Annotated in this window: 9 protein-coding genes; 2 read left to right on the top strand and 7 right to left on the bottom strand. The window is 71.6% G+C overall.

The window, feature by feature from the left end; translation table 11 throughout:
• The coding region (locus Tfont_RS06585) for a CNP1-like family protein (RefSeq protein ID WP_143968846.1) at positions 1–549 on the top strand (549 nt) is incomplete at its 5' end.
• Positions 550–582: 33 nt separating this feature from the next.
• Here the strand turns inward: Tfont_RS06585 and proB are convergent.
• The 4 genes from proB to rplU all read right to left on the bottom strand — a co-directional run bounded on the left by proB (position 583) and on the right by rplU (position 3,625).
• On the bottom strand, positions 583–1,791 hold the full coding sequence (proB, locus tag Tfont_RS06580) for a glutamate 5-kinase (protein WP_082955284.1): 1,209 nt from the start codon (positions 1,789–1,791) through the stop codon (positions 583–585).
• Between the two features lie 29 nt (positions 1,792–1,820).
• Positions 1,821–2,930, bottom strand: a complete 1,110-nt coding sequence (cgtA, locus tag Tfont_RS06575) for an Obg family GTPase CgtA (RefSeq protein WP_068606884.1) — start codon at positions 2,928–2,930, stop codon at positions 1,821–1,823.
• A 111-nt stretch (positions 2,931–3,041) separates the two neighbouring features.
• Positions 3,042–3,299 (bottom strand): 50S ribosomal protein L27, encoded by a 258-nt coding sequence (rpmA, locus tag Tfont_RS06570; RefSeq protein WP_068606886.1) that lies wholly within the window; start codon positions 3,297–3,299, stop codon positions 3,042–3,044.
• Between the two features lie 14 nt (positions 3,300–3,313).
• Complete coding sequence (gene rplU / locus Tfont_RS06565; RefSeq protein WP_068606890.1) at positions 3,314–3,625, bottom strand: 50S ribosomal protein L21; 312 nt, start codon at positions 3,623–3,625, stop codon at positions 3,314–3,316.
• A 162-nt stretch (positions 3,626–3,787) separates the two neighbouring features.
• Between rplU and Tfont_RS06560 the strand changes: the two genes are divergently transcribed.
• Positions 3,788–5,002 carry an MFS transporter gene (locus Tfont_RS06560; RefSeq protein WP_185974485.1) on the top strand — a complete coding sequence of 405 codons (1,215 nt, stop codon included), beginning with the start codon at positions 3,788–3,790 and terminating at the stop codon, positions 5,000–5,002.
• Positions 5,003–5,049: 47 nt separating this feature from the next.
• Here Tfont_RS06560 and Tfont_RS06555 read toward each other — a convergent pair whose 3' ends face one another.
• The 3 genes from Tfont_RS06555 to uvrA form a co-directional block, all read right to left on the bottom strand.
• Positions 5,050–6,156 carry a YeeE/YedE family protein gene (locus Tfont_RS06555; RefSeq protein ID WP_143968844.1) on the bottom strand — a complete coding sequence of 369 codons (1,107 nt, stop codon included), beginning with the start codon at positions 6,154–6,156 and terminating at the stop codon, positions 5,050–5,052.
• Positions 6,157–6,228: 72 nt separating this feature from the next.
• A complete protein-coding gene (locus Tfont_RS06550; protein ID WP_068606897.1) occupies positions 6,229–6,576 on the bottom strand; it encodes a hypothetical protein in 348 nt (115 codons plus the stop codon).
• A 14-nt stretch (positions 6,577–6,590) separates the two neighbouring features.
• Positions 6,591–12,386 (bottom strand): excinuclease ABC subunit UvrA, encoded by a 5,796-nt coding sequence (gene uvrA / locus Tfont_RS06545; protein ID WP_143968843.1) that lies wholly within the window; start codon positions 12,384–12,386, stop codon positions 6,591–6,593.
• Between the last annotated feature and the right edge of the window lie 74 nt (positions 12,387–12,460).

The following is a 12,460-nucleotide window of genomic DNA, read 5'->3' as shown; positions in this document are numbered from 1 at the left end:
CCCCCCTCCTCCGCCCTCGCCCCCACCGGATACCGGGCGCGCCCGGCCGGCCGGCTACTGCTGGCTGCGCTGCTGCTAGGGGTTGCGGCCGCCGGGGCCCAGGCACAACTGCTGACCGACCCCAACCGCGAGTGGCGAGAGGCCGATGCGCCGCCGCCCCCGCCGCTGCGGCAGGACGGCTTGGTGCCGTTCGTGGTGTCGGTCAACAGCCAGTTGCGCTTTGGCGTGGACCCGGCCTCGGTGACGCTGGGCCCGGATGGGGTGATCCGGTATGTGATCGTGGCGCAAAGCGCCAGCGGTGCGCTCAACGCCTGGTACGAGGGGCTGCGCTGCACCACCGCCCAGGTCAAGACCTACGCCCACTGGAACCCCGGCCCGCCCGGGGAATGGCGCCCCAACCCCGGCGCCGAGTGGCGCAACCTGGGCGGGGAGTTTGCCTCCCGCCCGGCGGTGGCGCTGGCGCGCAACGGCTTTTGCGACGGCCCCACCCCCAACGGGCGGCCGGCCGACATGCTGCGCGCCCTGCGCGTCGGCAAGCCCGAGCGCTGACGGCACGCCCGTGGGGCGACCGCCGGCGCCGGATCAGCGCAGGGTGACCACCAGGTTGTCGCGGTGGATCATCTCGGGCTCGGCCGCATAGCCGAGCAGCTTGTCGAATTCGGCGGAGGAGCGGCGGCAGATCAGCCGCGCCTCGGCCGCGGCGTAGTTGGCCAGCCCGCGGGCGATCTCGCGCCCGTCGGGCGCACGCACCGCGATCACATCGCCGCGGTGAAAGTCGCCTTCCACCGCGGTCATGCCGATGGGCAACAGGCTCTTGCCCTCTTTGACCAGCTTGTCCACGGCGCCAGCGTCCACCGTGACCGAGCCGCGCAACTGCAAATGGCTGGTCATCCAGCGCTTGCGGGCCTGCTGCTTGGGGGCATCGGCCACCAGACAGGTGCCGATCGGCTCGCCGCCGATCAGGCGCAGCAGCACGTCCGGCTCGCGTCCCCACGCAATCACGGTGGATGCGCCGGAGCCGGCCGCGCGCTTGGCCGCCAGGATCTTGGTGATCATGCCGCCGGTGCCCACGCGGCTGCCCGCGCCGCCAGCCATGGCTTCGAGCAGCGGATCACCGGCGCGGGCGACGTGCACGAATGCCGCCGCCGGGTCCTTGCGCGGATCGGCCGTGTACAGGCCGCGCTGGTCGGTCAGGATGACCAGCAGATCCGCCTCGACCAGATTGGCCACCAGCGCGCCCAGGGTGTCGTTGTCGCCGAACTTGATTTCGTCGTTGACGACGGTGTCGTTTTCGTTGATGACGGGCACGACGCCCAGCGCCAGCAGCGTCAACAGGGTCGAGCGGGCGTTCAGGTAGCGCTCGCGGTCGGCCAGGTCGGCGTGCGTGAGCAGCACCTGGGCGCTGCCCACGCCCTGCTCGCGCAGCTTGGTCTCGTACATCTGGGCCAGGCCCATCTGACCGACGGCAGCGGCGGCCTGCAGCTCATGCACCTCTTTGGGGCGGGTGGTCCAACCCAGGCGCTTCATGCCCTCGGCGATGGCGCCGCTGCTGACCATGATGACCTCGCGGCCGTCGCGCACCAGGGCGGCGAGCTGACGGCTCCACTGGCCGATGGCGCCTTCGTCCAGGCCCCGCCCTTCGTTGGTGACGAGGCTGGAGCCGACCTTGACCACGATGCGCCGCGCGCCGCGCAGCACCTCGGCCGGCGCACGGCTCGGGGTGGCCAGTGCGCTGGCGGGGGCGGCCCCGTCCACGGGGCGGACATCGGCGCTGGTCAGGTCGGTCGTCATCGTCGTCGGGCAAGGGGGAAAGAAAGGGGTCAGGCGCGAAAACGCGGATCGTCGGCGGCGGGGGTGTCGGCATCCTGCCGCGCCGCGTCGAAGCGCGGGTCCACCTCCACCGGGGGCGCCTCGGCCTCGCGCTGCGCCACCAGATGCTCATAGACCTTTTGCATCAGCCGCTCGCAGCCTGCGCGCGTCAGGGCCGAGATCTCGAACACCGGGCCCTTGAAGCGCAGGCGGCGCACGAAGTCCCGCACGCGCTGCTCGCGCTCCTCGGCCGGCACCATGTCCAGCTTGTTGAGCACCAGCCAGCGCGGCTTGGCCGCCAGTTGGGGATCGTACTTTTTCAGCTCCGCGACGATGGCGCGCGCCTGGGCGACCGGATCGACCGACTCGTCGAAGGGCGCCATGTCCACGATGTGCAGCAGCAACCGCGTGCGCTGCAGGTGGCGCAGGAACTGGTGGCCCAGACCGGCCCCCTCGGCCGCGCCCTCGATCAGGCCCGGCACGTCGGCGATGACGAAGCTCTTTTCCGGCCCGACACGCACCACGCCCAGGTTGGGGTGCAGCGTGGTGAAGGGATAGTCGGCAATCTTGGGCCGCGCGTTGGAGACGGCCGCGATCAGCGTGGACTTGCCCGCGTTGGGCATGCCAAGCAGCCCCACGTCAGCCAACACCTTGAGTTCGAGCTTGAGGCTGCGGCGCTCGCCCGGGCGCCCCAGCGTCTTTTGGCGCGGCGCGCGGTTGGTGGAGCTTTTGAAGTGCAGGTTGCCAAAACCGCCGTCGCCACCCTTGGCGATCAGTTCCTTTTGTCCGGGCTGCAGCAGCTCGAACAGCACCTGACCGGTCTCGGCATCGCTGATGACCGTGCCGACCGGCATGCGCAGCACGATGTCCTCGCCCTTGGCGCCGAACATGTCGGAGCCCTTGCCGTGCTCGCCGCGCTGCGCTTCGAAGCGGCGCGTGTAGCGGTAATCGACCAGGGTGTTGAGGTTCTCGTCGGCCAAGGCCCAGACGTGCCCCCCCCGGCCGCCGTCGCCGCCGTCGGGCCCGCCGAATTCCTTGAACTTCTCGTGCCGGAACGAGGCGCAGCCGTTGCCCCCGTCGCCTGCGGCGACGTCGACATAGGCTTCATCGACGAACTTCATGACGGCTCCTGCGCCGATCGCAAAACGACAAGGGCCCGCAGCGCGGGCCCGTGCAGGGATGGCCTGCAGCCGGCCGTGGCCCCGGGGGACGATGCCCCCGCCACGCCTGCGTCAGGCCGGGATGACGTTGATCACCTTGCGGTTGAGCGCGCCCTTGACGGCGAACTCGACCTTGCCCGCCACGGTGGCGTAGATGGTGTGGTCCTTGCCGATACCGGTGCCGATGCCGGGGTGGAACTGGGTGCCGCGCTGACGCACGATGATCGCGCCGGCGCTGACGTCCTGGCCGCCGAACACCTTCACACCCAGCATCTTGGGCTTGGAGTCGCGGCCGTTACGGGTGGAGCCGCCGCCTTTTTTCTGTGCCATGGTGTGTCACCTCGTCAGACGTTGATCGAGCCGATCTGCAGCTCGGTGAAGTTTTGGCGATGGCCCTGGCGCTTTTGGTAGTGCTTGCGGCGGCGCAGCTTGAAGATGCGCACCTTCTCACCCCGACCATGCGACACGACCGTGGCCGTGACCGTTGCGCCGCTGACCAAGGGGGTGCCCACCCGGATGTCCGCGCCGTTGCCGACGGCCAACACCTGGTCGATCACGATCTCTTGGCCTACGTCCGCAGCGATCTGTTCTACTTTGATTTTTTCGCCGGCAGCGACGCGATACTGCTTGCCACCGGTTTTTATGACCGCGTACATAGGAGTCCTCTTTGCTGGATGTACCGGCTTTTGCGGCCGGCAAAACACTCGGCAGCGTGGTTCCGCCGAACCCATAATTGTACAGACAAGCGCGGCCGTGTGCCAAGCCCACGGCGCCCGCGCCCTGCCCTAACCCTGGCCTTCCGGCCGTCATCGCTCACCATGACCCTTGCCGCTGCCGCCCCCTCCCGTCGGGGGCTGTTCGTGATTTTTGGCTCGACCTTCTTTGAGCTGGCGGGCTACTTCATGCTCACGCCCTGGCTGATCCTACGCCTGACCGAGCAGGGGGCCCCGACGGCGCTGATCGGGGTGTTCGCCGCCAGCGCCTGGGTGGGCATTCTGCTGGTCACGCCGTTTGCCTCGGCGCTGACGCGCGCCTTGGGGCGGCGCCCGGCGCTGTGGCTGTCGGGGGCCGTGCCGGTGCTCGCGGGCATCGGCTATGGCCTGCCGCTGGAGGGCTCGGCGGCGCTGGCGCTGTGGTTTGGCCTGAAGGTGCTGGCGGGCATGGCCTCGGGCCTGCGCTGGGTACTCGCCGAGGCGCTGGTCGCCGAATTCGCCCCGGCCCATCTGCGGGGACGCGCCGTCGGGCTGTTCGAAACAATGGTGGGCGCCACCTTCGTGATCGGGCCGATGCTGCTGGCCGCCGTCGGGCCGTCCAGCGCGGCCGCCCTGTGGCTGTCGGTGGCGCTGCTGGCGGCGGGGTTGGTGTGGGCGTTCTTCGTACCCCCGCTGCCGCCGGAGGCGGATGCGCACGAGGCCCGCGTCGGCTGGCGCGGCGTCTGGACGGCGCTGCGCGCCCACCCCGTCATCATGGCGGCGGGCTTTTGCGGCGGCTTTTTCGAAAGCGGCCTGACCGCCATCCTGCCGCTGTATGGATTGGCGCTGGGCTTGGGGGCCGCCGCGGCTGCCCTGCTGGTGTCGGCCAGCGGACTGGGCAGTTCGGTGTTGATGCTGCCGGCCGGGGCGCTGGCCGACCGGTTGGGCCGCCAGGGTGGCCGCCGCGGCGGCGCGGGCGGGGCCCGTCTGCAGCTGATGCGGGGATGCGCGGCGATCACCCTGCTGGCCACGCTGGTCATCCCGTGGGTGGCTGGCACGCCGTGGCTGGCGTGGCCGGTGGCCTTTTTGTGGGGCGGGGCCGGCGGGTGCCTCTATACCTTGGCCATGATCGACATCGGGGCGCGCGAGCGCGGGGTGACGTTGGTCAACAGCACGGCCGTGCTGGTGATGGCCTACACGCTGGGCGGGGTACTGGCCCCGTCGCTGGCCGGCGCCGCCCTGCAGTGGGCCCCGCGCATGGGCTTTCCGGCGCTGCTGCTGGCGGTGGCCGTGGCGTGTCTGGTGCTGCTGGCACGGGCGCGGGCCGGCCACCGGCTGTGAACCCGTTGCCGCGGCTTGGCGGGCGGTTCGGGACGCAGCGGGACGCCTCAGGGCGCACGGGCCATGTCGGCGGCTGCGCCACCGGTCGGCATCGGCTCGGCCCGGGGTTGGGGCCGGTCGATCAGCCGGTCGGCGATGCCCCCGCCGACCCACATGCCCACCAGCGTCAGCCAGGCCGTCACCGCAAAGATGGCGCCGCCGGTCATACCGGCACCGACCGCGCAACCACCGGCCAGCATCGAGCCAAAACCCATCAGCATCGCACCGACAATGTAGCGCGGCATGGTGTAGGCGCCGCCGAAGCCCTCCAGCCTCCACTCGCGCCCGACCAGCGCGCCGGCCAGCGAGCCGAGGAACACCCCCGGCATCAGCCCCAGGCCAAAGGTCCACGGCTTGTCCGACTCGGCCAGCACGCGCATCAGCCACTCGGCCGACGGACCGCTGAAGGTCATGCCCTGGATCTGCACCGGCTCGAACGAGTGCGCCATCACCTGGTAGCTGAACCACCAGGCCAGCGCCACCATCAGCCCGGTGGCGGCGCCACCGACCCACTTCCAGAAACTCCAGCCGCTGCGCACGGCAAACCACAGCGCCGCGGCCATCCACACCAGCCCGAACAGCAGGCCGACCTTGGGGCCGCCGCCGATCAGCGCCAACAAATCGCGCGCGGGGCCACCGTCCACCACCCGCCAACTGCTGATCGCCTCGCGCCACGGTGCCAGCGCCCCGGACAGCGAGGCCTGCGCCGTCACCGCAAAGATCAGCCCCGACAGCAGGGCGCGCAGGTTGCCGTTGGCCGACAGCACCAGCAGCCGGCTGGCGCAGCCGCGCGTCATCACCATGCCCAGGCCGAACAGCAGCCCGCCGACCAGCGCGCCCGACAGGCTGCCGCGCGCGGCGAGCTGGCGCGCGCTGGAGACGTCCAGCCAGCCCAGCAGGATCATGCCCTGCACCGCCACCACGGCGGTGGAAAACGCCAGCAGCCACACCGCCAGCTTGTCACCGAAGCGGCGGTGCCAGAACTCGATCACCGCCGCGCGCAGGCAGAACTTGGAGCGCTGGCCGAAGAAGCCAAACCCCAAGCCCAGCACCAACCCGCCCATGGCCAGCACGGCGGGCTCGCCCCAGCGCTCGATCCACGCCGCCATGTCCATGGCTGTCCTTTCATCGGTCCATTCAAATATGCGGATGATGCAAGAACGGGCACGCGCCGGAGTTGACGCGCGTCAAGATCCGGGGCCGGGATCGACTTGGGCGTCGCAATCGCACCCGCGGCCCGCGGCGATCCAGCGCGCCAACACCGGCCGCGCCAGGGCCGACAGCCCACGCCCCCACGGCCCCTGCCCCCAGCCCAGCACCTCCCCCGGCGCAGCGACCGCCCCGCAGCGGTAGCGGCGCTCGGCCCCCACCCAGCGCAAGGCCACACAAGGGCCGCGTCGGCGGCGGCTGAGCAGTAGGCCGATCGGGCACGGCTCGATCAGGCAGCACACGCCGCAACCGTTGCACGGCGCCCCCCAGGCCGGCTTGGCCGGGGCGTCCGGCTCGATCCACACCACACGCCCGGGGCCGTTCATGGGGCGATGCGCGCTCAGGCGCCGCGCGACAGCACCGCGGCCAGGGCCTGACCGGTGTGGGTGCCCAGGCGCACCAGATCCTCGGGGGTGCCGGCGCCGACCAGGCGACCGCCGCCCGCGCCGCCCTCGGGCCCCAGATCCAAGACCCAGTCGGCCTCGGCGATCAGGTCCAGGTCGTGCTCGATGACGACCACGCTGTGCCCCGCATCGACCAGCCGGTGCAGCACGCGGATGAGCTTGTCCACATCCGCCATGTGCAGGCCCACGGTGGGCTCGTCCAGCACGTACAGGGTGTGCGGCGCCTTCTGCCCGCGGCGGCCAACGTCGTCGCGCACCTTGGTCAGCTCGGTCACCAGTTTGATGCGCTGGGCCTCGCCGCCCGACAGCGTGGGGCTGGGCTGGCCCAGCGTCAGGTAGCCCAGGCCGACGTCGCGCAGCAGCTGCAGCGGGTGGGCGATCGACGGCATCGAAGCGAAGAAGTCCACCGCCTCGTCCACCGACAGGGCCAGCACGTCGCCGATGGACTTGCCGCGCCAGGTGACGGCCAGCGTCTCGGGGTTGAAGCGCGCCCCGTGGCAGGCCTCGCACGGCACCTTGACGTCGGGCAGGAAGCTCATCTCGATGGTGCGCAGGCCCTGCCCTTCGCAGACCGGACAGCGCCCCTCGCCGGTGTTGAACGAGAAACGCCCCGGCCCGTAGCCGCGCGCTTTCGCCTCCAGCGTCTCGGCATAGAGCTTGCGGATGGTGTCCCAGAAGCCGATGTAGGTGGCCGGGCAGGAGCGCGGGGTCTTGCCGATGGGGGTCTGGTCCACCTCCAGCACGCGGTCCACGGCCTCGGCCCCTTCCAGACCGCTGCAGCCGGTCCAAACGATGGCGCGCGCGGGGCTGGACACACCACGTGACCGGGATTGGGCCAGCGCGGCGGCCAGATTGGTCAGCAGCACGTCGCGGGCCAGCGTGGATTTGCCCGAGCCGCTGACGCCGGTGACGGCGACCAGCCGGTGCAGCGGGACGGTGACATCCATGCCCTGCAGGTTGTGCCGGCGTGCGCCACGCACCACCAGGGCGGGCGCGTCCGCGCTCACGGGGCGGCGCGCCTGCAGCGGGTGGCGGATGGCCTGCGCCAAGTAGCGCCCGGTCTGGGAGTCGGCGGCCGCCATCACATCCTCGATGCGCCCCTGGGCCACCACCCGCCCGCCCAGCCGCCCCGCACCGGGGCCAATGTCGATCAGGTGATCGGCGCGGCGGATGGTGTCCTCGTCGTGCTCCACGACCACCAGGGTGTTGCCGTGCCGCCGCAGCGCATGCAGTGCGTCGAGCAGGATGCGGTTGTCGCGCGGATGCAGGCCGATGGTCGGCTCGTCGAGCACATAGCACACCCCCTGCAGGTTGGAGCCCAGCTGCGCGGCCAGGCGGATGCGCTGCGCCTCGCCCCCCGAGAGGGTGGGCGCGCCGCGGTCCAGCGTCAGATAGCCCAGCCCCACCTGCAGCAGAAAACGCAGGCGGCTCTCGATTTCGGGCAGCAGATCGCGGGCGATGTCGGCCTCGCGCGCGGTCAGCGCGCCGGGTTGCTGCAGGGCGCGCACCCAGTCCAGCACCTCGCCCACGCTCAGACGCGCGATGTCGGTGATGGGCCGGCCGTGGAAGCGCACGGCGCGCGCCACCGGATGGAGCCGCGTGCCGCCGCAAGTCGCACAGGGCTGGTCGCCGAGGTCTTCCAGATCGGGCTCGGCAAAGGTCTGCTCGCGCCCGCGGCGGTCGTCGTCGCGCTGGCTGTCGTCCAGTGCCCGGCGCTGCTCGCGCGTGAGCTGCACGCCCGTGCCCACGCAGTCGGGGCACCAGCCGTGCTTGCTGTTGTACGAGAACAGGCGCGGGTCCAGCTCCGCATAGCTGGTGGCGCACACCGGGCAGGCGCGCAGGGTGGAATACACCGCCACCGTGCCCAGGCCGCGGCCGGTGCCGCCGGCCTCCAGCGCCGCGGCCAAACCCTCGATGCCCGCCAGCACATGGACCACGCCCTTGCCATGCTGCAGGGCCTGCGCCAGCGCTGCGCGCAGCTCGCCCTCGGCCGCGGGCGTGACGTGGACGGTGGCCACGGGCAGCTCCAGCGTGTGCTCCTTGAAACGGTCCAGGCGCGGAAACCCTTGCGTGGGCAGAAACTCGCCATCCACCCGCAGGTGGGTGTGGCCGCGCTGGGCGGCCCATTCGGCCCACTCCGTATAGACCCCTTTGCGGTGGATGACCAGCGGCGCCAGGATGCCCAGCGTCTGCCCCCGGTGGCGCTGCATGAGCTGCGCCAGGATGCTGTCCGGCGTCTGCGGCTGGACGGGAGCGCCGTCGTGCACGCAGTGCTGCACCCCCAGCTTGACGTAGAGCAGGCGCAGGTAGTGCCAGACCTCGGTCACCGTGCCGACGGTGGACTTGCGCCCGCCGCGCGAGAGGCGCTGCTCGATCGCCACCGTCGGGGGGATGCCCCAGACGGCATCCACCTCGGGCCGGCCGGCCGGCTGCACGATGCTGCGCGCGTAGGCGTTGAGGCTTTCCAGGTACCGGCGCTGCCCCTCGTTAAACAGAATGTCGAACGCCAGGGTGGACTTGCCCGACCCGCTGACGCCGGTGATGACGGTGAAGCGCCCGCGCGGGATGTCCACCGACAGATCGCGCAAGTTGTGCTCGCGCGCGTGCACGATGCGGATGGCCGGCGGCGCGGACGCGGGTCGCGACACGGGCGCGGGCGGTGCCGGGCGCGGCTCGCGGGCGGCGGTCGCTTCGCCCAGGGCCTCGGCGTACTCGCGCAGCGCCTGGGCGGTGTGGCTCGTGGGGTGGTGGCGCAACTCCTCGGGCGGGCCGGCGAACACCAGCGTGCCCCCGCCGTCGCCGCCCTCCGGCCCCAGGTCCAGCACCCAGTCGGCGGCGCGGATGACGTCCAGGTTGTGCTCGATCACGACCAGCGAATGGCCTGCCTCCAGCAGCTTGCGCAGCGCGCGCATCAGCTTGGCGATGTCGTCGAAGTGCAGCCCCGTGGTGGGTTCGTCGAACAAAAACAGCGTCCCGCGCGCCCGCGCCGGCGCCTTGCCCGCCCAGGGCGACGGCGCGGGCGCGGCGGCCGTCGTGCGGGCGCGGCGCGGGCGCGGCTCGGCGGCCGCGGCGGCGGCCAGATGGCCGGCCAGTTTGAGGCGCTGCGCCTCGCCGCCGGACAGCGTGGGTACCGGCTGGCCCAGCCGCAGGTATTCCAGCCCCACGTCCAGCAGCGGCTGCAGCGCGCGCATCACGTCGCGGTCGCTGGCAAAGCAGTGCGCGGCCTCGGTGACGGTCAGCTCCAGCACGTCTGCCACGCTCAGCCAACGGCCTGCGCGCTCGATGGTCACCTCCAGCACCTCGGGGCGGTAGCGCCGCCCCTGGCAGTCCGGACAGCGCAGATACACGTCGGAGAGGAATTGCATCTCCACGTGCTCGAAGCCCGAGCCCCCGCAGGTGGGGCACCGCCCGTCGCCGCTGTTGAAGCTGAACTTGGCTGCCGTGTAGCCGCGCTGCTGCGCCAGTGGCGACTGCGCGAACAGGGTGCGGATGGCGTCCCAGGCGCCGACATAGCTGACCGGGTTGGAGCGCGCCGTCTTGCCGATGGGCGACTGGTCCACGAAGACCACACCCTCCAGGTGATCGGCGCCGAGCAGCCGGTCGTGCGCCCCGGGGGATTCGGTGGCCTGGCCGAAGTGGCGCAGCAGCGCGGGCGCCAGAATGTCCTGCACCAGGGTGGATTTGCCCGAGCCGCTGACCCCGGTCACCACCACCAGCCGCTGCAGCGGAAAAGCCACGTCCAGCGCGCGCAGGTTGTGCTCGCGCGCGCCTTCCAGGATCAGGCGGGGGGTGGACTCGGTGACCCGGCGCTTGACGCCAAAGCCGATTTGCCGCCGCCCCGACAGGTACTGGCCGGTGAGCGTGTCGGCGCCGCGCAGTTGCGCCGGCGTGCCATCGAACACGATGCGGCCGCCGCGCTCGCCGGGGCCGGGGCCCATGTCGAGGATGCGGTCGGCGGCCAGCATCACGGCCGGGTCGTGCTCCACCACGACCAGGGTGTTGCCGGCGTCGCGCAAGCGGGCCATAGCCTGGTTGATGCGGGCCATGTCGCGCGGATGCAGGCCGATGGAGGGCTCGTCCAGCACGAACAGGGTGTTGACCAGCGAGGTGCCCAGCGCCGTGGTCAGGTTGATGCGCTGCACCTCGCCGCCGGAGAGGGTGCGGCTCTGGCGGTCCAGCGTCAGATAGCCCAGCCCCACATCGCACAGGTAGCGCAGCCGGGCGGTGATCTCGTCGTACAACAGCGCCTGGGCCTGGCGCTCGCCTGCCGGCAGTTCGTCCAGCCGGGCCTGCAGGCCCTGAAAGAAGCGGCGCAGGCGCTCGATCGGCAGCCCCATCAGGTCGTGCAGGCACAGCCCGGGCAGTGCCTGCAGTTGCGCGTCGCTCCAGGCCACGCCGCGCGGGCGAAAGCGCCGCTCGGGCGGCAGCACGGCATCCGCATCGGCGCGCGACCCGATGCGCCAGAGCAGGCTCTCGGTCTTGAGGCGCGCGCCGCCGCACGCCGGGCACTCGGTGTAGCTGCGGTATTTGGACAGCAGCACCCGGATGTGCATCTTGTAGGCCTTGCTCTCCAGGTAGTCGAAGAAGCGGCGGATGCCGTACCACTGGCGCTTCCAGTCCCCGGTCCAGTGCGGCGACCCCTCCAGCACCCAGCGCTGCTGCTCCGGGGCGAGCTGGTACCACGGCGTATCGCGCGGAATGCCCGCCGCCTCGGCGTGGCGCATCAGGTCGTCCTGGCATTCCTGGTAGGCCGGGGTCTGGATGGGTTTGATGGCGCCCGCGCGCAGGGTGAGTTTGTCGTTCGGGATGACCAGGCCCCAGTCCACCCCGATGACGCGGCCGAAGCCGCGGCAGGTCTCGCAGGCTCCGGCGGGCGAGTTGAACGAGAACAGCGATGGCCGCGGGTCGGCGTAGCGGATGTCGCTCTCCGGGCAGTGCAGCCCGGTGGAGTAGCGCCACAGGGCCGGCTCGGCCCCGTCCGCCAGCGCATACACGGTCAGGCGCCCGCCGCCGCGCTTGAGCGCGGTCTCCACGGCCTCGGCCACGCGTGCCGGATCGGCGCTGCCGATGCGAAAGCGGTCCGCCACCACGTCGAGCCGGCGGCGCTCGCCCACGGTCTGCTCGGCCTGCACGCGGGTGTAGCCGCTGGCGGACAGCCACTGCTGCACCTCCTCGTCGCGGGTGCTGGCGGGCAGTTCGACGGCGAAGGTCACGACCAGGCGCGGATCGCCAGCGGCGGCGGCCCGCGCGTGCAGATCGGCCGCGATGGTCTCCACCGTGTCGTGGCGCACCGGCAGGGCGGTGTCGCGGTCGAACAACTGGCCGGCGCGGGCGAACAGCAGCTTCAGGTGGTCGTTCAGCTCGGTCATCGTCCCGACCGTGGAGCGCGACGAGCGCACCGGATTGGTCTGGTCGATGGCGATGGCGGGCGGCACGCCGTCGATGCGGTCCACCGCCGGCTTGTCCATGCGGTCCAGAAACTGCCGCGCATAGGCCGAGAAGGTTTCGACGTAGCGGCGCTGACCCTCGGCGAACAGGGTGTCGAAGACCAGGCTGGACTTGCCCGATCCGCTCGGGCCGGTGACGACGGTGAGCTCGCCCGTGCGGATGTCCAGATCGATCTGCTTGAGGTTGTGCTGGCGCGCGCCGCGGATGCGGATGACGCCCTGCAGGGGCGCGCCCTCCTCGTCGTCGCGGGTCGGATCGCTGGTCTCGGGCAGGCGGGCGGACATGGCGGGGTGCGGGGCTGGCAATGGGAGCCGATCATTCTAGGCACCCCGCCGTAACCCCGCGCGGCCCCCCCACC

It is taken from the genome of Tepidimonas fonticaldi (genome assembly GCF_007556755.1).
GTDB classification, from domain to species: Bacteria; Pseudomonadota; Gammaproteobacteria; order Burkholderiales; family Burkholderiaceae_C; genus Tepidimonas; species Tepidimonas fonticaldi.
The sequence above is the reverse complement of the archived record's forward strand: the minus strand, read 5'-3'. Positions and strand labels throughout refer to the sequence as shown.